Genomic DNA, 22,292 nt, shown 5'->3' with positions numbered 1-22,292 from the left:
GGCCCAGATCGAAACTCCAAAAAGACGAGGCGGCTATGAAACCGGCAGCGACCGAGTATCAAGTCAAGGACATCTCCCTGGCCGAATGGGGCCGGCGGGAAATCGAAATGGCCGAAATCGAGATGCCCGGCCTTATGGCGATCCGGCGCGAATTCGCCGATGCGCAGCCGCTCAAGGGCGCGCGGATCGCCGGTTCGCTCCATATGACCATCCAGACCGCGGTGCTCATCGAAACGCTCGTGGCGCTTGGCGCCGAAGTGCGCTGGGCATCGTGCAACATCTTTTCCACCCAGGACCACGCCGCCGCCGCGATTGCTGCCGCGGGTATTCCGGTTTTCGCGCACAAGGGCGAAACGCTGGAGGAATACTGGGATTTCTGCGACCGCATTCTCGACTGGGGCAATGGCGAAACCGCCAATATGATCCTCGACGATGGCGGCGACGCCACCATGCTGGTTTTGACCGGCGCAAAGGCTGAGACCGATCCTTCGGTCATCGCGCACCCTAAAAGCGAGGAAGAGGAATTCTTCGCAGCGCAGGTCAAAAAGCGCCTCGCGGCCGAGCCGGGCTTCTATTCCAAGGTCAAGGCGAACATCCGCGGTGTTTCCGAAGAAACCACGACGGGCGTCATGCGGCTTTACCAGCTCCACGAGCGCGGCGAACTGCCCTTCCCGGCGATCAACGTCAATGACAGCGTCACCAAGTCCAAGTTCGACAACAAGTATGGCTGCCGTGAAAGCCTCGTCGACGCCATCCGCCGCGGCACCGACGTGATGATGGCCGGCAAGGTCGCCATCGTCTGCGGCTATGGCGATGTGGGCAAGGGCTCGGCGCAGTCGCTCGCAGGCGCGGGCGCGCGGGTCAAGGTGACCGAGATCGACCCGATCTGTGCGCTGCAGGCGGCGATGGACGGGTTCGAGGTCGTGACGCTCGAAGACGCCGCGCCCACCGCCGATATCATCGTTACGGCGACCGGCAACAAGGATATCGTCACGATCGATCACATGCGCCAGCTCAAGGACATGGCGATCGTTTGCAATATCGGACACTTCGACAACGAGATCCAGGTATCCGAACTGCGGAACTTCCCCTGGACCAACGTCAAGCCGCAAGTCGATCTTGTCACCTTCCCGACCGGCAACCGGATGATCCTTCTTTCGCAGGGCCGTCTGGTCAATCTCGGCAACGCGACGGGGCATCCGTCCTTCGTCATGAGCGCGAGCTTTGCCAACCAGACGCTGGCGCAGATCGAACTCTGGACCAAGGCGGACGCCTACGAGAACGCCGTGCACGTCCTGCCCAAGCATCTCGACGAAAAGGTCGCCGCGCTGCATCTCGAAAAGCTCGGCGCCAAGCTCACCAGGCTTTCGGACACCCAGGCCGCCTATATCGGGGTAACGCCCGAGGGCCCGTTCAAGCCCGATCACTACCGGTACTAAGCCTTTCAAAAGGGCCCTGCGGGGCCCTTTTTCTTTGCCCGGACAAAAACAAATCACCCCTTTGGTGCCACGCAAGGGGAAAGTTATCCACGCAAACGCGAGTTTGACTCTTGGAGGCGATTCGGGCGCCGGGTATGGTTAAGTGATTCGGTCGCCCGGTCGCGGCGACCAAAGGGCGGGCACGTTTCAACAGAACAAGGGCAAGAGGTATGCGTCCGGCTGGATTCCGGAAACCAACGGGATTCCTGGCATTTTCGACAGCACACCTTGCCCTTTTTGCGGCAAGCCCCGCCCTTTCCGCGCCCCTTACAAGCGCATCCGTCGCCAGCGCGGCGCCCTATGCCATCGCGCTCGGGGCGGCCGGGTTCGGCATCGCGGCAACGCTGATGGCGGTCAAATGGCGCCGGATCGCCGAAGCCGCGCACCGGCGCTCGACCGATCGCCTGGGCACCATGCGCGCCGCGCTCGACGATTTCGAAACGCTTTTGTCGGGCATGCCCGAAGTCACGATCATCTGGAAGGACGCCGGGCTCGAGCCTTCCATCCTGGGGCCGGTTACCGAGATCCTGCCGGGCGAGACGCGGCCCGAAGCGGTGCTCGATTTCCGCGCATGGCTCGAAACCGGCCCGGCTAAAGACCTGGCCGACAGGCTGACGGACCTAAGGATCGATGGGCGGACCTTCGAGATTTCGGTCCCTGCGCGCGATGGACGCATCATCCGGGCGGCGGGGCGGCTGATCGGCGGCACCGCCGTTGTACGGCTGCGTCCCTCGGGTGCGACCGTCGAACCGCCGTTGCAGGGCGATGCCCTTACCCGTATCCCCTCGCTCGCGGATGCGCAGGCGATCCTCGCCAACCTGACCATACCGGCATGGTTGCGCGACAAGGACGGGTTGCTCGTCTACGCCAACGCTGCCTACCTCCATTTCACCCGCTCTCTGGGTCTCAAGGGCGAACGCGGCACCGCGCCGGACATCTTCGATGTCAAGACGCGCGAAAGGCACATCCGCTCGCTCGAGGATGCCAGCGACACCATCGCCTTAACCGAAGAACACGCCACTGCGGGCAAGCTCGACCTCGTCCTGTTCCCGCTCTCGGGCGGCAGCGCAGGCTATTGCTATCTGCCGCAAGCGCGCCCGCAAAAGGCCGAGCCCGAGCGGACCGAGCCCGATCTCGGGCATCTGACAACGGTGATCGACGCGCTCGCGACGCCTGTCGCGGTGTTCGACAAGGGCCGCCGGCTGACCCACTACAACAGCGCCTATGCCGAATTCTGGGGGCTGGACGTGGACTGGCTCAATACCGAGCCGGACGAACGCGCCATCCTCGACAGGCTGCGCACGCAGGGGCTCCTGCCTTCGGAGCCCGACTACCGCGACTGGCGCGCAAAACACCTGATGAGCTATGCCCTCACCGCGCCGCGGGAAACGCCCTGGTACCTTCCCGACGGGCGCTGCGCCAACGTCATCGCCGCGCCGGCGACCGGGACGGGCGGAGTCATCTACGTCTTTGAAGACATGACCGAGCGCCTCGCGCTCGAAACACGGCACAACGCGCTCATGCACGTGCAGCGCGAAACCCTCAACGCCCTCACCGAGGGCGTTGCCGTGTTTGGCACCAACGGACGGCTCAAGCTCCACAACCCGCGGCTGTCGCTTCTTTGGAAGCTGCCGATGAACGCCCTGGGCAACCACCCGCACATCGACGAACTGACCCAGGCCGCGGGCGAAACCTTCCCCGAGGACGGCGCCCGCATCTGGCGCGAGCTCAAGCAGGGCATCATCGATCTCAACCCGACCCGCTCTGACACCAAGGGTCGGATTTCACGCTCGGACGGGCGGCTCCTCGACTACGCCATCGTACGCCTGCCCGACGGGCAGACGATGATGACCTTTGTCGATGTCTCGGAAAGCGCCAATTACGAGCGCGTGCTCAAGGAGCGCAACGAGGCGCTCATCGCCGCCGACAAGCTCAAGGACACCTTCGTCCAGAACGTGTCGTACGAACTGCGCTCTCCGCTCACCAATATCATCGGCTTTGCCGATCTGCTCGCGAGCCAGGAGGTGGGCCCGCTCAACGAACGCCAGCGGACCTATACCGAGTATATCCGCTCCTCGAGCGCCAATCTGGGGCTGTTGATCGATAACATTCTCGATCTCGCCACCGTGGATGCGGGCATTGCCCAGCTCAACACCTCGGTGCTCGACATCGAAACCGTCGTCGAAAAGGCCAAAGCCGGGCTTTCCGCCGCGTCCTCCGGCTCGGAGCGTCCGGTGGACCTCGAGGTGCACATCGCCCGCGACCTGCCGAGCTTCGTTGCCGACGGCACGCGGATCGTGCAGGTGCTCTACAATCTTCTGTCGAACGCAGCACGGTTTTCCGACCCGGGTGCGCGGATCTGGCTCGACGTGTCCGCCCGCGGCGACCGCATCGTTTTTACCGTCGAGGACGAGGGCGTCGGTATCCCCGAGGACATGCGCTCGGCCATGTTCCAGCGCTTTGAGGGGCAGTCGGTCGAGGGGCGGCAGCGCGGCGCCGGGCTCGGGCTCGCCATCGTCAAAACCTTCGTCAACCTGCACGGCGGCACGGTTTCGGTCGACGCACGCGAACCGCGTGGGACGAAGGTCACGGTGATCGTCCCGGCCAACACGCAGGCCGCGCTCAACGCGGGCGAATAGCCCATGCTGACACTCTTTGCACATGATGCGGCGGCAACCGATGCCATCGGCGCTGCGTTGGCGCGGCTCCTCAAGCCTGGCGATGTCGTTTCGCTCTATGGCGATCTCGGGACGGGCAAAACGGCGCTTGCCCGCGCGGTGATCCGCGCCCGGCTCGAGGACGCCGATCTCGACGTCCCATCGCCGACTTTCGCGCTGGTGCAGCCCTATCCCGGTGTTGTCCATGCCGATCTCTACCGGCTTTCGCACGAAGACGAGATCGATGAACTGGGGCTTCTCGACGACCCGGAGGCTGTCGTTCTCGTCGAATGGCCCGACCGCGCGCCGCATCTTGAAACGCTTCCCGGCTATGCGGTCACCCTCGCCCTGCACGGGCCGGGCGAGGAACGCATCCTTACGATCACCGAACGCGGAGGCCGCAGTCTCGATCCCCTCGCTCTGGCCCTTGCGCCCTGGGCCGTCAATCCGCAAGACTAGGCCACCCATGGATGCTTTCGAGATCGACCCCTTGACCGCCCAGCCCGCACCCACCGCGCCTGTCCCCGACGTCATGCTGCTTGCCGCCGGTCTTGGCACCCGCATGCGGCCGCTGACGTTCGAGACGCCCAAGGCGCTAATAGAGGTCGCGGGCAAGCCGTTGATCGACCATGCGATCGATGCCGCGATCGCCGAAGGGTGCACGCGGTTCGCGGTCAATGCGCATCACAAGGCCGATCAGGTCGCCGCGCATGTCGCACGTCTGCAGTCCGCGCTCCCCGACCTCGCCTTCGCGGTGAGCCACGAGAAAGATCGCCTGCTCGATACCGGCGGCGGGCTCAAAAGGGCGCTGCCGCTGCTTGAGACCGATCCGGTGCTCGCGCTCAATACCGATACGTTCTGGGTGCCCTACGCCGACACCCCAATTGCGCGCATGGCGCAGGCCTATGCCGATGGCGAGGCGGACATCGTCCTTTTGTGCGTCACGCCGGAGAAAGCGACCGGGTTCTGGAAAGGTCCGGACTTCCTTTACGCGGAAGACGGCACGCTCTCGGCCAAGCTGGGGCGCCCGGTGGTCTACGCCGGCGCGGCGTTGATCGGGCGCGACATTGCCGCGAGCGGGCCGGATATCCCGTTCTCGCTCTATGCCCATTTTGCCGCCGCGCGGGACAAGGGGCGGCTCAAGGGCGTAATGATCGAAGCGCCATGGTTCCACGTCGGGGATCCCAACGCCATCGCGCGCACCGAGCAGGTCATCGGCGCGGCGCTATGAGTGCCGCCGGGAAAATCTATTCCATCGGCCCGCACGCGGCCTTCCTGCCGACGCTCGCCAAGGCACTGATCGACGGCACGCTCGTTCCCGACTGGCCGCGCGAGGGGCCGTTCTGGCTTTCGGATATCACCATCCTCCTGCCTACCCGCCGCGCTCGCAACGCGCTTGCCGACGCGCTGATCGCCCAGATGGGCGAGGACCCGCTCCTCCTGCCCAATCTCAAGGCGCTGGGCGGAGAGGACCCTTCCGCCGAGCCGTTTCTGCCGCCCTATGAAGCCGAGGCCCTGCCGGCTCCCGTGGGTCGTATGAAGCGCAGGCTCATGCTCGCGCAACTCGTCGAAAAATGGCTCTCGACACAGTCGCGTCCTGTTTTTTCCGGCCCCGGTCTCGGCGGCTATACAGGCGCCCCCAACCCAGCCGAGGTGCTGGCGCTCGCCGATACGCTGGGGACGCTCATCGACGACTTCACCATCGCGCAGAAATCGAGCGCCGCTCTGGGCGCTATCGACGACGCGCAGCTTGCGGCGCAGTGGCAGACAAATCTCGATTTCGTTCACGCCATCCTGGAGGCCTGGCCGGCAATCCTCGCCGAGGATGGCGAAATCGATGCGGCAGCGCGTACCAACGCGCTCCTGGCGCGCCAGGCGCAGGGCGTCGCGGCGCTTTATGGCGACAAGCCGGTGATCGTTGCCGGTTCGACCGGCTCGATCCCCGCGACCGCCGATCTCATGGCTGCAATCTCCAAGCTGCCTCGAGGTGCGATCGTGCTCCCGGGTGTGGATACGGCCATGGGCAGCCACCAGTACGAAACGCTCCTCGAGGACAAGGCCAACCCGCACGGGCATCCCCATTACGGCCTCGCACGGCTCCTGCGCCGCCTCGGCGTGCCGCCATCGGGGGTAATCGAACTGGCCGAGCCCGATCAGCCGCGCACGCGCTTTTTGCGCACCGCGCTCGCCCTCGCCGACGACACGGCGGGCTGGTCCAACGCCCTCGAACCGAGCGACATCGCCGCGGCGACCGATAGCGTCGCCACGCTTGTTGCGCGCACGCCCGAGGAGGAAGCCCGCGCCATCGCTCTGGCGGTGCGCGACGGGCTCGACGCGGGCCGCTCGGTCGCCGTTATATCGCCGGATCAGACCCTGGCGCGGCGGATCGGCGCCGAGCTCGCGCGGTTCGACGTCACGCTCGACGACGCGGCGGGCACCCCGCTCATCCAGTCGCGCGCCGGCCGGCTGGTGCGGCAGGTCGTGACGCTGGTTTGCGGGCAAATGCGGCCGGTCGACCTGATTGCGCTTCTCCACAACCGCCATGCGGCGCTCGGCATGGGCCGGGGCGCTGTCGCCGCGGCCACCGAATGGCTCGATTTCGGCGTCTTGCGAGGACAGCGGCCGGCGCCGGGGTTCGCCGGCCTGCGCAAGGGCGTCGCGGCCAACCTGGCCGGTGACATGTCCCATCCCGCACTCAAGCTCGACGCGGAGAAGGCAGAGGCGATCTCCGCGCTGCTCGATGCGCTCGAGGCCGCGCTGGAGCCGCTGGCGAGGCTTTGCGCAGGTCCAGCCTTCAGCGCCGCGGACTTCGCGGCAGCGCTCGACGACACGCTCACGCGCTTGCGCGCGTCCTCGCCCGACACAACGGCTCCGCCCCTTGAGGGTGAGGGAGAGCTTGCGCGCTGGATCGAAACCACCGCGGCGCTCGGCCCATTCGGCCCGCGCTACAGCGCGCGCGGGCTCGATCTGGCGCTTTCGCAATTGATGGCCGGCGAGAGCGTCCGCCCCCGGCAGGTGCCGGCCGACGACGCAGTGATCTATGGCCGGCTCGAAGCGCGGCTGATGCGCGCCGACCTCATGATCCTTGCCGGGCTCAACGAAGGGGTCTGGCCCGAGATCGCAGACCCCGGCCCGTGGATGAGCCGCGGCATGCGCATGGCCGCGGGGCTCGAGCCGCCCGAAAAGCTGCACGGGCTCGCCGCGCACGATTTTCTCATGGCCGCCGGGGCACCAAACGTCATTCTCACCCGCGCGGAGCGCTCGGGCACGTCGCCCTCCACCCCCTCGCGGCTCCTCCAGCGTATCGAGGCCCTGGCGGGCGAGGAGGTCGCCAGGGCAATGGTCGCCCGCGGCGCGGTCTGGGTCGACGCCGCCGCGCGGATCGACGCCATCGACGGACCCTCGCGCGCCGCGACCCGGCCCGCCCCGAGGCCGCCCGCCGAAATCCGCCCGCGGTCACTTTCGGTGACCGAGGCCGAAACGCTGCTGCGCTCGCCCTACGATCTCTACGCAAAATATGTCCTGGGCCTGCGTCCGGTCGATCCGCTCGGCGCCGACCCCGACGCCGCCGAACGCGGCACGATCATCCACGACATTTTCGGCGACTATGTCATCGCCGGGCGCGATCCTTCGGCCCCGGACGCGCACGAGACGCTGATGGAGATCGCGCAGGCGCGCTTTGCCGGGCTCGAGGCGATCCCCGAACGGCGCGACATCTGGCTGAGGCGATTCTCCCACGCCGCACGTCAGTTCATAGCCTTCGAGCGCGGGCGCGCTGGCAGGGTTGCCAGGCGCAACGCGGAAATCGATGGCAAGGCGGAATTTGCCATCGGCGGCGAAGCATTCGTGCTCCGCGGCCGCGCCGATCGTATCGACGTCTTGACCTCCGGCGGGCTCGAATTCATCGACTTCAAGACCGGACAGGTCCCGACCCCGGCTGAAATGAAGGACTTCCTCGCGCCGCAATTGCCGCTCGAAGCGACGATGGCGCTTGCGGGCGGTTTCGGCGAGGATTTACGTGCCGACGCCGAAGCACTGAGTTATGTCAAAATCGCCAACGGTCCCAAAGCCCTCGAGGAAAAGCCCTTCGCGCTTGGAGGCACCGGGCTCGCCCAGGCCATCGAGGAAAGCTTTGCGCGGTTCTCGCGCCACGTCGAAGCGCTCCTGATGCGCGGCACCCAGCCCATGATGGCGCGGGTTCTCCCCAAGCCCAGCCAGCGTTTCAAAGGCGCCTACGAGCATCTCGCGCGCACCGGAGAATGGACGCTCGCCGACGCTGAAGAGGAGGAGGAATGAGCGATCGCCGGATCGGGCGTATTCCCGACGATACGAAAACCGCGCAGGCCCGCGCCTCCGATCCCACCGCCTCGGCCTGGGTGAGCGCCAATGCGGGTTCGGGCAAGACCTTCGTCCTCACGCGCCGTGTACTGCGGCTGCTGCTTGCGGGCGCAGCGCCCGAAACCATCTTGTGCCTCACTTATACCAAGGCCGCTGCCGCCGAAATGCGTCATCGCGTGGCGCAGGAGCTGGCCAAATGGGCGCGTGCGAATGATGCCGAACTGGTCGCCGAGCTTTCTGTCGTCCTTGGCCGCAATCCGGCGCAAGGAGAAATGGCCGGCGCCCGCTCGCTCTTCGCCCACGCGCTTGAAACGCCGGGCGGTCTCAAGATCCAGACGATCCACGCTTTCTGCGAATCTGTCCTGCAGCGATTCCCCTACGAGGCCGGCGTGCCGGTTAATTTTGCTGTGATGGAGGAGGACGAGCGCGCCGAGCTTATCCGCTCCGCCCGCGAGGCAGTGCTTGCCGACGGGCTCAAGGGTACGGGGCCGGTCGCCGGGGCGGTTGCCCGGCTGTTCGACACGCTCAGCGACACAAGCATCGAAACGGCGGTGACCGAAGCGCTCGGCGGCGGGCGCAAGCTCGGCGCCGTGCTCGTGGATCCGGCGGCGGCGAAGGTCGCGCTGAGGCGCTTTCTGCGTCTTTCCGACACGGATACGCTCGAAGCGCTCGAACATGACATCATCTCGGGCATGCTCGTTACGCCGGCCGAATATGACACCGTCCACGCGATCACGCCGCCCGGACGCGTCAAGCAGCGCCAATTCGAAGATAAACTGTGCGACGTCGACCGCGAAAACCCCACGAGCGAACAGCTTTTCGCCGCCTACCTCAACGGCGGCGGCGCAGTGCCCAGGCGCGGCTTTCCCAACAAGGCCATCGAGCGCGCCGATCCCGATCTTGCCGCACGGCTCCGCGCCGAGGCCGAGCGTCTCGAAGCCATGCTCGACCGTTACCGCGCGCTCACCATCGCCGCGCAATCGGCTGCGCTGATCGACGTTCTTTCGGCCATCGCGCAGCGCTTCGAGGCGGACAAGCGCGCCCGCTCGCTCCTGGATTTCGACGACCTCATCGCCCGCACGGGCGCGCTTTTCTCCAACCCCGACCATCGGGACTGGGTGCGCTACAAACTCGACGCTGGGATCGACCACATCCTCGTTGACGAGAGTCAGGACACCAATCCCGAGCAATGGGAGGTGATCGACGCGCTCACCGACGACTTCTTCTCAGGCGCCGGTACGGGGCGGAACAAGACGCTCTTTGCGGTGGGCGATCCCAAGCAATCGATCTATTCGTTCCAGGGCGCCGAACCGGCGCTCTTCAACGAGCGGGGCCAAGAATTCGGCCTGCGGGCACGGCAGGCGGAGGAAAACTGGCACGATATCACGCTACAAACGAGCTTCCGCACCCTCGATACCGTCCTTGACGGGGTCGACGAGGTTTGCGCCCGGCCCAATCTGGGCGCCGCGCTCTTTGCCGGGGCGCACGGCATCCGCCACGAAAGCGCGCGGGCACACAAGGGTCATGGCGGCATTGAGGTCTGGCCCGTATTCGAAGAGCCCGAGGTGACGCCGCTGGGCGCCGACTGGCCCATCGCCCCGCGCGAAAACCTCCAGAGCGCCGCGCGTCAGACCGCAACCGCGATCGCTAGGACCATTGCCCACTGGGTGGATACCGGCGCTCCGCTCGGCCCGCGCGGACGCGCGATCGTGCCCGAGGATATTCTCATTCTCGTTCAGAAGCGCACGGGGGTTTTCGGGGAGATCGTGCGGGCGCTCAAGGAACTCAATATCACAAGCCCGGGCGCCGACCGGCTGCCGGTCTCCGCCCACATTGCGGTCGACGACCTGCTCGGGCTCGCGGACGTGCTCCTCAATCCCGCCGACGACCTCCTCCTCGCGGCTGTCCTGCGCTCGCCGCTTTTCGAAGTCACCGAGGACGAGCTGTTTGCGCTCGCGCACGGGCGCGGCAGGGGCGTATCGCTCTTCTCCGCGCTCGCAAAGTCGGAGGTCCCCTCGGCGCGCGCCGCCCATGCCCAGCTCGCCGCGTTGCGCGCGCGGCTCGATCTCGACCGGCCCTACGCCTTTTTCGCGCATGTGCTTTACGCAGCGGGCGGGCTCAAGCGCTTCCATACACGTCTCGGGGCCGAGGTCGACGAGGTGATCGCCGAATTTCTCGATCTCGCCCTCGCCCACGAGCAGTCCGACCAGCCCTCGCTCACGGGGTTCGTTGCGAAAATGCGGGCTTCCGACATCACCATCAAGCGCGACCTTGTGCAAAAGGCCGCCGGCGTGCGGCTCATGACGGTGCACGGCGCAAAAGGTCTCGAAGCCCCCATCGTCTTTCTCGCCGATGCGACGGGTACGCCACCGGCGGTCAAGGATTGCATTTTCTTCTCGAGCGAGGGCGGACACCCCTTCCTGCTGTTCTGCCCGAAAAAGGACGATCACAGCACTGCCTCAGCTCCCTTGCGAGAGGCGGTACAGGCGCGGCAGAACGCCGAATACTGGCGCAATCTCTACGTCGCCATGACGCGCGCGGAGGACGCTCTCTATGTCACCGGCCCCCTCAAGGCCAAAGGGAAGACCGAGGGCACCTGGTACGGCGTCCTCAGCGAGGCGCTGGCGGCGAAAGGAGAACTGTCGACCGATGCCGTCTCCGGGCGCGATGTCCTGCGCTTTCCCGCGGATGCGATGCCACCGGCGCCTGTCATCGACCCGCGACCTGAGGAACGTACCCCAACTACTCCCCTCGCGCTGGGCCCACCCGCGCGCCGCGCGCCGCGAACCATCGTCTCCCCCTCGCAGCATGACGCGCTCATCGACGTCGATGCGCTCTATAACAGCGCTGCTGAATCGCTCCATGAGGCACGTACGGCGCGCGCGCGCGGTATCGGCATTCACGCGCTGCTCGAACATCTGAACAGCGTTCCTCAGCATCTGCGCGCACGCCTTGCCGAAAGCGCGGCGGCAACGCTGCTGCCCGGGCATCCCGAGCTCGCGCCGGACATCGCGACGGAAGCGCTCGACATTCTCGAAGACCCCGCGCTGGGCTGCCTTTTCGGCCCCGGTGCCCGCGCCGAGGTCAGCTTTGCGCTCGACGGCACGCGGGCGGGCAAAGCCATCCGGCTGGCGGGGCGGATGGACAGGATCGTCATCGGGGACCGCGGCGTTCTTGTCGTCGACTACAAGTCCGACGCCGCTCCTGCGCCCGATGCCGCGCATGTGCCTGCTCCCTATCGCGTCCAGCTCGGTCTCTACCGTCTGGCGGCGCAGCGGCTATTCCCCCGGCATACCGTCGAGGCGGCCATTCTCTGGACGGCGAACCGTCATCTCATGGTGCTGCCGGAAGAAGACTTGCATTTGGCGACAAGCAGCTACACGCTCACGTGAGGGGCTGGCGCCTTGAACTGGGTTTCGACTCTAATTAGCTATTGATGGACTCGACCGCGGGCGAAGGGCCCCGCGCCTTTCCGAAATAAGGGTAAAATGCAATGACTGAACAGGTAAGTGAAGCCACCTTCCAGAATGAAGTGCTTGGCGCAAAGGAACCTGTCCTTGTGGATTTCTGGGCCGAATGGTGCGGCCCCTGCCGCGCGATCGCGCCGATCCTCGAAGAAATCTCGACCGAGATGGAAGGCAAGGTGAAGATCGTCAAACTCAATGTCGACGAGAACCCCTCCATCGCCGCCCAGTATGGCGTGCGTTCCATCCCGACGATGATCCTGTTTAAGGGCGGTGAAGCCGCCGACATCAAGATCGGCGCGGGCACGCCCAAGGCCGGCCTCGTCAAGTGGCTCGAAGGCCACGCGGCCTAAACTGAGCTTCTCTGCCGCTCCTTTCGTTTCGGCAGAGTACAAAGACGCCCCCGGACCTCCGCGTAGCTGGCGGATCAGTCCGGGGGCGTTTTGTTTTGCCTCAGGACCGCCCCGGCAAGATAGAGCGAACCGCAGATGACGATGCGGGCGCCGCTTGTCGTTGCGGCGCTTTTGAGCGCGGCGCCGATCGAGCGCGCGGTCTCAACCGGTATGCCCTGCGCCTTTACGTGCGGCACGAGATCCGCTGCCTTGAGCGCGCCGGTCTCGCCCGGAATGGGCACGGCAACGACGCGGGCGGCGAGTTCCTTGAACGGCGCGAAATAGCGCGCGGCATCCTTTGAGGCCATCATGCCGGTAATGAGGACCAGCGGCGCGGGCCGTGCGCGGTTCATTTCCGAGAGCGCCTCAGCCAGCGCGAGCGCGCCCGCCGCGTTGTGTCCACCGTCGAGCCAAAGCTCGTTGTCTTCACCCACATGATCAAGAAGCGCCCCGCGCAGGGGCATGAGCCGTGCCGGCCAGGCAACCGACCGCATGGCCCTCGCCATCGCCTCTTCATCGACGGGCAGGCCGAAATGGCGCACTGCGGCCACCGCCAGCGCGGCGTTTTCCACCTGATGGCTGCCGACCAGCGCCGGCATGGGCAGATCGATCAGTCCGGTATCGTCCTCATAGATGAAACGCCCACGCTGGGAAAAGCCGTCATAGTCGCGCCCGGCGACGAACGGGGTTATCCCGAGCTTCTGGGCCTCTGCGTCGATCACATCGAGCGCGTCGTCGGGCTGCAGGCCGATGACGGCGGGCGCGCCGCGCTTCATGATCCCGGCCTTGGAATCGGTGATTTCGGCGATGGTTTCGCCCAGGAACTGTGTGTGATCGCTTGAAATCGGCGTAATCACCGCGCCCAGCGGATGATCGATCACGTTCGTTGCGTCATAGCGCCCGCCCAGGCCGACTTCGAGCAGGAGATAGTCCGCCTCCACCTCGGAGAAAAGCAGAAACGCCGCAGCCGTCGTAATCTCGAAATAGGTGATCGGCTCGCCCCCGTTGGCCGCCTCGCACGCCTCGAGCGCGCGGTTGAGCTGGCGCGAGGAAACGAGCGTGCCCGCGAGCCGTATGCGCTCGCGGAAGGCAACCAGGTGGGGAGAGGTATAGACATGCACGCGCTTGCCCGCAGCTTCCAGCATCGCGCGCAGGAAGGCGACGGTCGAGCCTTTGCCGTTGGTCCCGGCAACGTGGATGACAGGCGGCAGCCTGTCCTGCGGACGCCCTAGCGCGTCGAGCAGGCGCTCGACCCGCGTCAGCTCGAGATCGATCAGCTTTGGGTGCAACCTCAACAGGCGCTCTAGAATCGCATCGGTACGGGACACGGCGCCTGCCCTGTCTTGGAGAATCGCTACTGGATCGGGCCGATCCTATTCGGCGTGGGCCGCGACGGGCGCGTCGGCGGCCAGATCGTCCTCACCATCGCCCTCGGCGGCGACAGCGACCTCGCGCATGGTCAGCGAGCGGGACGGAGCCGAAGCGGGGATGTCGTCATTGGCTGCGGCCTTGGTCAGGATGCCCACGAGCGAGCCGATGGTCGCGCGCAGATTGTGCCGGTGCACGACCATATCGACCATGCCGTGGTCGCGCAGATATTCGGAGGTCTGGAAACCCTTGGGCAGCTTTTCACGGATGGTCTGCTCGATCACCCGCGCGCCGGCGAAACCGATGGTCGCGCCCGGTTCGGCGATCTGGATGTCCCCGAGCATGGCGTAGGACGCCGTCACGCCCCCGGTCGTGGGGTTAGTGATGACGACGATATAGGGAAGCCCCGCCTCCTTGAGGCGCTGAACGGCAACGGTGGTGCGCGGCATCTGCATCAGGGACAAGATCCCCTCCTGCATGCGCGCACCGCCCGAGGCGACGAACATGACGAACGGTTCCTTGCGCTCGACAGCGGTCTCCAGCCCCTTGACGATGGCCGACCCGGCGGCCATGCCGAGCGAGCCGCCCAGAAAGTCGAAATCCTGCACTGCGACCGTCACCGGGCGGTCGTAGAGCTTGCCGGTCGCCACGATCACGCAGTCTTCCATACCGGTCTTGGTGCGGTTTTCCTTCAAGCGGTCGGTGTAGCGCTTGACGTCGCGGAACTTGAGCGGGTCCTGAGGTACCGCGGGGAGCGCGATGGTGTCGTAGTGCCCGTCGTCGAAGAAATTCGCCAGCCGGTCCTTGGCCTTGATCTTCATATGGTAGCCCGAATTGGGCACGACCCACTGGTTGGCCTCCAGATCGCGGTAGAACACCATTTCCCCGCTCTCGGGACACTTGACCCAGAGATTTTCCTCCACCTCGCGGCGATTGAGGAAGGAGCGGATTTTGGGGCGGACGACGTTATCGATCCAGTTCATTTTCTAGGCCTCGACCTGTTGGTCTTCTGGTGTATCGGGACAACGCCCGACACCGGCAAAAGTGCCGGAACATGATCCTATATAGGTACGGATTGTGGCGATACTATCAGCTTCTGGCAGCCTTTGCACCTTGCGCAAGGTCCGCCACGAGGCTGTGGACAGCCTTGGATGTCTCCGCGGTTGCCTTGCCGTTTTCGAGCGAATTGGCGATCGCCGAAACGATCGCCGAGCCCACCACGACGCCGTCGGAATCGCGCCCGATAAAGGCGGCGTCCTCGGCGGTCTTGATCCCGAAACCGACCGCCACGGGCAGGTCGGTATGCGCCTTGATGCGCTTGACCGCCGTGCCGACCGCTTCGCGGTTCTTGATCTCGGCGCCGGTGATACCGGTCATCGAGACGTAATAGACGAAGCCCGAGGTGTTTTTCAGCACGGTGGCGAGGCGGTTGTCGTCGGTCGTAGGGGTGGTGAGGCGGATAAAATTGAGCCCGGCCTTGAGCGCGGGAATGCACAGTTCCCCGTCTTCCTCGGCCGGCAGATCGACGACGATCAGCCCGTCCACGCCCGCCTCTGCGGCGTCGGCGAGGAAAGTTTCGACGCCATAGATGTATATGGGGTTGTAGTAGCCCATGAGGATGATGGGCGTATCGGGATCGGTCTTGCGGAAGCGGGCGACGGATTGGATCGTCTTTTTGAGCGTCATGCCGCTCTCGAGCGCCCGGCGCCCGGCCATCTGGATGGCGACGCCGTCGGCCATGGGATCGGAAAAGGGCATGCCCAGTTCGATCACATCCGCGCCGGCCGCGGGAAGCCCCGCGAGGATCGCGTCGGCGGTCGCCTCGTCAGGGTCGCCGGCCATGACGAACGCAACGAATGCGGGGCGGTTCTCCCGCCTTGTTTTTTCAAAGCGTTTCTCGATCCGCGTCGCGCTCATGGATGGCCTTTTATCCCCGGTGAAGACTGGCGGCGATAAAGGGCAAGATCGCCCTGCGTGTCAACATGGGTCGCGCAAACAAAAGGCGGCTCCGGGGGTTGCCCGGTGCCGCCCGTGAACCTGGAAGGGGCCGGCCTTACTTGCCGAAGGACTTTTTGTAGGCGTAAGCGGCGATCTCATCGCGCTTGAGGCCACGGGCCTTGAGGCTCGCGTCCGAGAGAACCGAAAGATCGTTGTAGAGTGCCGAAGCGGCACGGGCGCGGCCGATGTCGCCAAAGAAGTCGGCAACGCCACCAAGGAAAGAATTGCGGGCCATCTCTATAGTCTCCGTCAAGGGCTTGATATGTCTTGCCCTTTAAATGGCGCCGGAGACGCGTTTCCACAAGCGCGGAACGGGAAAGCCAGCCATGCGGAAACCGGGTGGCTTTGCCTACATCGCCATACCCAGGTGCCGGCCGACGGATTCCACATCCTTGTCGCCGCGTCCCGACAGGCACAGAACGATGACCTCGTCCTTGCCCATTTTTGGCGCGATCTCCATCACGTGGGCGAGCCCGTGGGCGCTTTCGAGCGCCGGGATGATGCCCTCGAACTTAGTGCAGGCCATGAACGCATCGAGCGCCTGCTTGTCGGTGACGGGCACATAGTTCACCCGGCCGCTGTCGCGCAGGAACGCGTGCTCGGGGCCAACGCCGGGATAGTCGAGCCCGGCGGAGATCGAGTGGCCCTCGAGGATCTGCCCATCGACATCCTGGAGAAGATAGGTGCGGTTGCCGTGAAGGACACCAGGCCGACCGCCGGCCATCGAAGCGGCGTGGCCGTTGTCGACGTCGAGCCCGTGCCCGCCGGCTTCGGCGCCGAAAATCCTGACGTCCGGCTCGTCGAGAAAGTCGTAAAACGTGCCGATGGCGTTCGAACCGCCGCCGATGCACGCAACGAGCGCGTCGGGCAACCGGCCCTCGGCTTCCATAATCTGCGCGCGAATTTCCTCGCCGATCACTTTTTGAAAGTCGCGGACCATCGCCGGATAAGGATGCGGGCCCGCGGCGGTGCCGATCAGGTAGTAAGTCGTTTCGACATTCGTCACCCAGTCGCGCAACGCCTCGTTCATGGCATCCTTGAGGGTGCCCGCACCGGCAGTCACCGGTTTGACCTCGGCCCCGAGCATTTTCATGCGCAGGACGTTGGGCATCTGCCGTTCGACATCGGTGGCGCCCATGAACACCGTGCAGGGCAGCCCGAAGCGCGCACAGACGGTCGCCGTCGCCACGCCGTGCTGGCCGGCGCCGGTTTCCGCGATGATACGGGTCTTGCCCATGCGTTTGGCGAGCAGGATCTGCCCGAGGCAATTGTTGAGCTTGTGCGAACCGGTGTGGTTGAGATCCTCGCGCTTGAAATAGATCTTCGCGCCGCCAAGGTCGGCACTCATGCGCTCGGCGAAATAAAGCGGCGAGGGCCGGCCGGCGAAATGGACACGCAGATCGTTCATTTCGCGGTGGAATTCGGGATCGTCCTGCGCCGCGCGATAGGCTTTTTCGAGGTCGAGGATGAGCGGCATCAGCGTTTCAGCGACGAAACGGCCGCCATAAATGCCGAATTTGCCCTGTTCGTCGGGCCCCTGTCGCAATGAATTGACCATGGCCTCGCTCATAGCGCTTTTTCCTGTCTGGCTTGCGCCGCACGGGCGCGGGCGATGAACGCGGTCACGAGTTCGGCATCCTTTTCGCCCTTGATACGCTCGACGCCCGAGGAGACGTCGATCCCAAAAGGCCGTACCGTTTCGACCGCGTCCGCGACATTGTCGATGGTGAGGCCACCCGAAAGCATGAAGGGGATGGAACGGTCAAGCGTTTCGAGCAGCGACCAGTCGAAGGTCTTCCCCAACCCGCCGGGCCGCGTCGCGTTTCTGGGCGGCTTGGCGTCCAGGAGCAGCCTGTCGGCAACCGCGTGATACTCGGGAAGGCGCGCGACGTCGGCGGAGCCGCCGATGGGGAGCACCTTGAGAATTTTCCTGCCGGTCCGCGTACCGGCTTCGGCGACGCGTTCCACGCTTTCATGCCCGTGGAGCTGCAGCCAATCGACGCCGGTTGCGGCCGCCAGATCGAGCAGCCTGTCGTCTGGGTCGACCATGAGGACCACGGTTTCGATGCGGCCTTCGAGTGCTCCCGCAAGCGCGGCGACGGCTTCGAGCGGCAGATGGCGGGGGCTTTTCTCGAAATGGGCAAAGCCGATCATGTCGGCGCCCGCGGCGGCGACGTGCTCGGCCATCTCGCGGGTTTTGATCCCGCAGATCTTGATCACGAGGTCCTGTGTCATGGGGAGGTTTTACGCCAATTCGTCGGCGGCTGCGAGCGCTGGATCGGTTTCACGCCTCGCCGGGCGCCCACGCACGCCCTCGAGCTCTCTTTGAAGCTTTTCGGCTTCCTTGCGCCATCGCCGTTCGGCGCGCCGGTGCTGGCCTTGCGCGAACCACACGGCGATGCCGCCGAGCGCAATGCCGAAAAAGAGCACCGCGTAGATGATCAGAAACAGCGGCACGCCCGCTCCCGGCGCCGCCGGATCGACCGAAATCAGCGGGTTGAAGTTGACCGGAACGGGGTGCCGGTTGGCGAGAGCGAACACGAGGATGACCGCGCAAAGCGGAATCAGCACGAGCCAGCCGATAATGCGTTTGGCCATCAGGCGGTTACTTCCCTACGGAGCGTTGTCCGAGCGTCCTCTGGACGGCGAAGCCGTCAGCGGTTGAGCCGCTCGCGAATTTCCTTGCCGGCCTTAAATTGCGGCACGTATTTCTCGCCCACATCGACCTGCTCGCCGGTACGCGGGTTGCGGCCGACGCGGGCGGGGCGGTTCTTGACCGAAAATGCGCCGAAGCCGCGCAATTCCACCCGGTCGCCGCGGGCAAGCGCATCGCTGACTTCATCAAGGATGGCATTGACGATATTTTCGACGTCGCGGTGGAACAGATGCGGATTTTCCGCCGCGAGCTGTTCGATGAGTTCGGATTTGATCATCTTCGGTTGCGCCCCCCGGCACACGGGCAGCCAAATTGGCCTTGCTCTTGATGGGTTTATCGGGATGAAGGGTGCCAAAGCGCGGCGAGACCGTCAAGCGCCATAACCCGGTCGAGATCGACACCGAGAGCCGAATTCGCGCTTGAAACGAGCCATTCGACGAGCCAGTTGGTCCGCTCGGGCGGCGGAAACGCCTTTACGACCGGCAGATCGGCGTCGATGCCGCGCTCGGTCTCGAGCCATGCAATCGCCTCCGCTTCACCGCCGATGGCGTCCATGAGCCCCGCATCGACCGCCATCGCGCCAGTCATGATGCGGCCGTCCGCGAGGGCCAGAACCCGGGCGCGGGGCATTTCGCGCCGCTCGGCGACGATATCCACGAACCACTGGTAGCTGTTGTCGACGAGCGCGGCGAGAGACTCGCGGATTTCGGGGGTTATCGGCTCGTCAATGTCGGGCTCGGCCTTGAGCGGGCCGGAGGCGACCTTGTCGTAGTCAATGCCGATATTCTCGAGCAGCCCGCCGGCGTCCACATGGCCGTAAAAGACGCCGATCGAGCCCACGATCGACAGTCGCCGCGTGAAAATCCGGTCGGTGCCGATAGCCGTCATATAGGCCGCCGAGGCCCCCAGTTCGTCGATCACGGCGACGACAGGCTTGACCTCGGCGAGCCGGCGGAGGGATTCGTAGAGTTCCTCACCACCCGCCGTCGTGCCGCCGGGACTGTTGATCGCGACGATCACCGCCTGCACCGCATCGTCCTCGGCTAGTTCCGCGAGCCTTCGGGTGCGTTCGTGGTCGGTTGTGATCGTGCCGCCGATCTCGACCCGCGCCAGCGTATCCGCGCGCGGCGTCCATACCGCGGTAAAGCGCGCATATGCGAGAATGACCGCGAGCGCGATCAGGAGAAAGGCAAAAAGCCGCCAGCGGCCCCGGGAGCGCTTGAGTGCGCGGGTTGCGGGGATGGCGTGAACGGGATCGTCGCCGAGCTGGGTCATTTCGGCCTCGAGCATAAAGGGTCGGTGGGGAGAACGGCTAGCCGCTGGACTGGCGGAATGCAAGAGCGCGGCGCGGCCGGCGCGGCGAAAGGCCGGATGAAGGCGTTAAACCCGCCGCACCATATACCGCGTTCCCGGTCCGTAACTTTCCAGCTTGCCCGAGAGGTCCGGCCGCGTTTCCTCCAAAAAGCCGAACCGGCTCCAGAACGGTGCCGTGCCATTGACGGCAACGAGGCTGATCGTTTTGAACGGGTGCGCGGCTGCAATCGAGCGCCGAACGATATCCGACGCGGCGCCGGTCCCGCGGGTTTCGGGCAGAAGCGCCAGATCGTGGAAATAGAGCGTATCGGGCGTATCGGGCAATCCGCCCAGGAGCGCATTGAGCGCCGGCGGCGCTCCGAGCCGCCAGGGGTGCACAAGGAAGTAGCCTGCAGGGCCTTCTCGCCCCTCATAGAGCCAGCACCACTCCGGCGCGAGCGCCTGGCGCTCGGCCAGGACGGGCTCGGACTCGGGATATCCGGGGTGGATGCGCACCGACAGGTCGAATACGGCGGGAATATCGCCTGCCAGCATGGGACGCCAGGGCATGCCGCACCTCTTGAACGCTCGACTCGCAAAAAGGCCCGCGCGTCACCCGCGCGGGCCCGGATTCAAGCCAGGGAGAAAAGCCTACTTTTCGTCCTTGTCCTGGTTCTTGAGCGCGGCGCCGAGGATGTCGCCAAGCGACGCGCCGGAATCCGACGATCCGTACTGCGCGACAGCTTCCTTTTCTTCCGCGATTTCCAGCGCCTTGATCGAAAGACCGATACGGCGGGTCTTGCGGTCGAACTGGGTGACGCGGGCGTCGACCTTTTCGCCGACCGCAAAGCGCTCGGGGCGCTGTTCGGAGCGGTCGCGTGAGAGATCGGCGCGGCGGATGAAGGCGGTCAGATCGGTATCCGCGATCTGAACTTCGATGCCGCCATCGGTCACGGCCGTCACGGTCGTGGTCACGATCGCACCCTTGCGCACACCGTCGCCGGCAGCGGATTCGATCGGGTCGGAGCCGAGCTGCTTGATGCCAAGCGAAATGCGCTCCTTCTCGATGTCGACGTCGAGGACCTTGGCCTTGACGATATCGCCACGGTTATAGTCTTCGAGCGCTTCTTCGCCCGGGCGGTTCCAGTCGAGGTCGGAGAGGTGGACCATGCCGTCCACATCGCCGTCGAGACCGATGAACAGACCAAATTCGGTCTTGTTCTTGACCTCGCCCTCGACTTCGGCGCCAACCGGGAACTTGTCGGCGAAGGTTTCCCACGGGTTCGCGAGGGTCTGCTTCAGGCCCAGCGAAATGCGGCGCTTGTCGGGATCGACTTCCAGGACCACGACATCGACTTCCTGGGAGGTCGAGACGATCTTGCCCGGGTGCACGTTCTTCTTGGTCCAGCTCATTTCCGAGACGTGGATCAGGCCTTCGATGCCCGGCTCGAGTTCGACGAACGCACCGTAATCGGTGATGTTGGTCACGCGGCCCGTGAAGCGGGCCTCGACCGGGTATTTGGCCTGGATGCCTTCCCAGGGATCGGCCTGGAGCTGCTTCATGCCCAGCGAAATACGGTGGCTTTCCTGATTGACGCGAATGATCTGAACCTTGATCGTCTCGCCGATGGAGAGCACCTCGTTGGGGTGGTTGACGCGGCGCCACGCGATGTCGGTGACGTGCAGCAGGCCGTCGATGCCGCCAAGGTCGACGAACGCACCGTAATCGGTGATGTTCTTGACCACGCCCTCGACCACCTGGCCCTCTTCGAGCTGCTGGACGATTTCCGAACGCTGTTCGGCGCGCGATTCTTCCAAAATGGCACGGCGCGATACGACGATATTGCCGCGGCGCTTGTCCATTTTGAGAATCTGGAACGGCTGGGGCACGTTCATGAGCGGGGTGATGTCGCGGATCGGCCGGATATCGACCTGCGAACGGGGCAGGAAGGCCACGGCGCCGTCGAGATCGACGGTGAAGCCGCCCTTGACCTGGTTGAAGATCTGGCCTTCGACCTTCTCGTTCTTTTCATAGAGCGCTTCGAGGCGGACCCAGCTTTCTTCGCGGCGAGCCTTCTCGCGCGAGAGGACGGCTTCGCCCATGGCGTTCTCGACGCGGTCGACATAGACCTCCACGTCGGACCCGACCGCGATGGTGCCGTCCTTGCCGGCGGCGCCGAATTCCTTCAGCGGCACGCGGCCTTCGGTCTTGAGGCCAACGTCGACGATGGCGAGATCCTTCTCGATCGCGACGACCTTGCCTTTGACAACGGTACCCTCAACGGGATCGATGTCCTGGAAGCTCTCCATAAGGAGCTGTTCGAAATCTTCGGTGGTTGCAGCAGTATTTGCCATTCAATCTCCATTCCGGCCGGGCCGGAACATGGTTGGGTTGGTGTTGATGATGGGGTCCGTCCGCATGAAGTCCACGCGAACGGGCTCGGTTCTTGAAAAGGGTGCGGGCACGTCCAACGCGCCAGGGGCCTTTACGGACACATCCCCGTAAACGCCACGCGCACGTTCGTCCTTGTCCTGCGGATGTCCCGGCAAAAGCACTGGAGGCGCACTGCGCCTCACACGGTCGCGATATAGGAACGACCGGCCCGAAATTGAACCCGCCCAGAGCCGCAAGCTTGGATTAAGGTCCT

18 protein-coding genes are annotated in these 22,292 nt (G+C 65.0%); 7 read left to right on the top strand and 11 right to left on the bottom strand.

Features of this window, described 5'->3' with window-relative positions; translation table 11 throughout:
• Positions 1–35 precede the first annotated feature (35 nt).
• From ahcY to trxA, 7 genes are all read left to right on the top strand, one after another.
• A complete protein-coding gene (gene ahcY, locus LSG43_RS01635; protein WP_231800768.1) occupies positions 36–1,439 on the top strand; it encodes an adenosylhomocysteinase in 1,404 nt (467 codons plus the stop codon).
• Positions 1,440–1,648: 209 nt separating this feature from the next.
• Positions 1,649–4,117: a sensor histidine kinase gene (locus LSG43_RS01630; protein ID WP_231800766.1), complete on the top strand. Its 2,469-nt coding sequence runs from the start codon at positions 1,649–1,651 to the stop codon at positions 4,115–4,117.
• A 3-nt stretch (positions 4,118–4,120) separates the two neighbouring features.
• Positions 4,121–4,594, top strand: coding sequence for a tRNA (adenosine(37)-N6)-threonylcarbamoyltransferase complex ATPase subunit type 1 TsaE (tsaE, locus tag LSG43_RS01625; protein ID WP_231800762.1), 474 nt, complete (start codon positions 4,121–4,123; stop codon positions 4,592–4,594).
• Positions 4,595–4,601: 7 nt separating this feature from the next.
• A complete protein-coding gene (locus LSG43_RS01620; protein WP_231800761.1) occupies positions 4,602–5,366 on the top strand; it encodes a nucleotidyltransferase family protein in 765 nt (254 codons plus the stop codon).
• Positions 5,363–8,431, top strand: coding sequence for a double-strand break repair protein AddB (addB, locus tag LSG43_RS01615; protein WP_231800760.1), 3,069 nt, complete (start codon positions 5,363–5,365; stop codon positions 8,429–8,431). The genes LSG43_RS01620 and addB overlap by 4 nt, the downstream gene beginning before the upstream one ends.
• Positions 8,428–11,865: a double-strand break repair helicase AddA gene (gene addA, locus LSG43_RS01610; RefSeq protein ID WP_231800758.1), complete on the top strand. Its 3,438-nt coding sequence runs from the start codon at positions 8,428–8,430 to the stop codon at positions 11,863–11,865. The genes addB and addA overlap by 4 nt, the downstream gene beginning before the upstream one ends.
• Positions 11,866–11,966: 101 nt before the next feature.
• Positions 11,967–12,290, top strand: a complete 324-nt coding sequence (trxA, locus tag LSG43_RS01605; RefSeq protein WP_231800756.1) for a thioredoxin — start codon at positions 11,967–11,969, stop codon at positions 12,288–12,290.
• A gap of 74 nt (positions 12,291–12,364) precedes the next feature.
• Here trxA and LSG43_RS01600 read toward each other — a convergent pair whose 3' ends face one another.
• The 11 genes from LSG43_RS01600 to rpsA all read right to left on the bottom strand — a co-directional run bounded on the left by LSG43_RS01600 (position 12,365) and on the right by rpsA (position 21,999).
• Positions 12,365–13,657, bottom strand: a complete 1,293-nt coding sequence (locus tag LSG43_RS01600; protein WP_231800754.1) for a bifunctional folylpolyglutamate synthase/dihydrofolate synthase — start codon at positions 13,655–13,657, stop codon at positions 12,365–12,367.
• Between the two features lie 45 nt (positions 13,658–13,702).
• Positions 13,703–14,680 (bottom strand): acetyl-CoA carboxylase, carboxyltransferase subunit beta, encoded by a 978-nt coding sequence (accD, locus tag LSG43_RS01595; RefSeq protein WP_231800752.1) that lies wholly within the window; start codon positions 14,678–14,680, stop codon positions 13,703–13,705.
• Between the two features lie 106 nt (positions 14,681–14,786).
• Positions 14,787–15,614 (bottom strand): tryptophan synthase subunit alpha, encoded by an 828-nt coding sequence (trpA, locus tag LSG43_RS01590; RefSeq protein ID WP_231800750.1) that lies wholly within the window; start codon positions 15,612–15,614, stop codon positions 14,787–14,789.
• A gap of 136 nt (positions 15,615–15,750) precedes the next feature.
• Positions 15,751–15,930 (bottom strand): hypothetical protein, encoded by a 180-nt coding sequence (locus LSG43_RS01585; protein ID WP_231800749.1) that lies wholly within the window; start codon positions 15,928–15,930, stop codon positions 15,751–15,753.
• A gap of 114 nt (positions 15,931–16,044) precedes the next feature.
• Positions 16,045–17,265 carry a tryptophan synthase subunit beta gene (trpB, locus tag LSG43_RS01580; protein ID WP_231800748.1) on the bottom strand — a complete coding sequence of 407 codons (1,221 nt, stop codon included), beginning with the start codon at positions 17,263–17,265 and terminating at the stop codon, positions 16,045–16,047.
• A complete protein-coding gene (locus tag LSG43_RS01575; RefSeq protein WP_231800747.1) occupies positions 17,262–17,930 on the bottom strand; it encodes a phosphoribosylanthranilate isomerase in 669 nt (222 codons plus the stop codon). The genes trpB and LSG43_RS01575 overlap by 4 nt, the downstream gene beginning before the upstream one ends.
• Before the next feature lie 9 nt (positions 17,931–17,939).
• On the bottom strand, positions 17,940–18,293 hold the full coding sequence (locus LSG43_RS01570; protein WP_231800746.1) for a lipopolysaccharide assembly protein LapA domain-containing protein: 354 nt from the start codon (positions 18,291–18,293) through the stop codon (positions 17,940–17,942).
• 56 nt (positions 18,294–18,349) lie between these two features.
• On the bottom strand, positions 18,350–18,628 hold the full coding sequence (locus tag LSG43_RS01565; RefSeq protein ID WP_231800745.1) for an integration host factor subunit beta: 279 nt from the start codon (positions 18,626–18,628) through the stop codon (positions 18,350–18,352).
• Positions 18,629–18,684: 56 nt separating this feature from the next.
• A complete protein-coding gene (sppA, locus tag LSG43_RS01560) occupies positions 18,685–19,626 on the bottom strand; it encodes a signal peptide peptidase SppA (RefSeq protein WP_231800744.1) in 942 nt (313 codons plus the stop codon).
• A 105-nt stretch (positions 19,627–19,731) separates the two neighbouring features.
• Positions 19,732–20,214, bottom strand: coding sequence for a GNAT family N-acetyltransferase (locus LSG43_RS01555; protein WP_231800743.1), 483 nt, complete (start codon positions 20,212–20,214; stop codon positions 19,732–19,734).
• Between the two features lie 81 nt (positions 20,215–20,295).
• Positions 20,296–21,999 carry a 30S ribosomal protein S1 gene (rpsA, locus tag LSG43_RS01550; RefSeq protein WP_231800742.1) on the bottom strand — a complete coding sequence of 568 codons (1,704 nt, stop codon included), beginning with the start codon at positions 21,997–21,999 and terminating at the stop codon, positions 20,296–20,298.
• Between the last annotated feature and the right edge of the window lie 293 nt (positions 22,000–22,292).

The sequence above is a fragment of the Pelagibacterium xiamenense genome (assembly GCF_021166475.1).
In the GTDB taxonomy this organism is placed as follows: Bacteria; Pseudomonadota; Alphaproteobacteria; order Rhizobiales; family Devosiaceae; genus Pelagibacterium; species Pelagibacterium xiamenense.
This window is presented reverse-complemented; position numbering and strand designations above follow the sequence as displayed.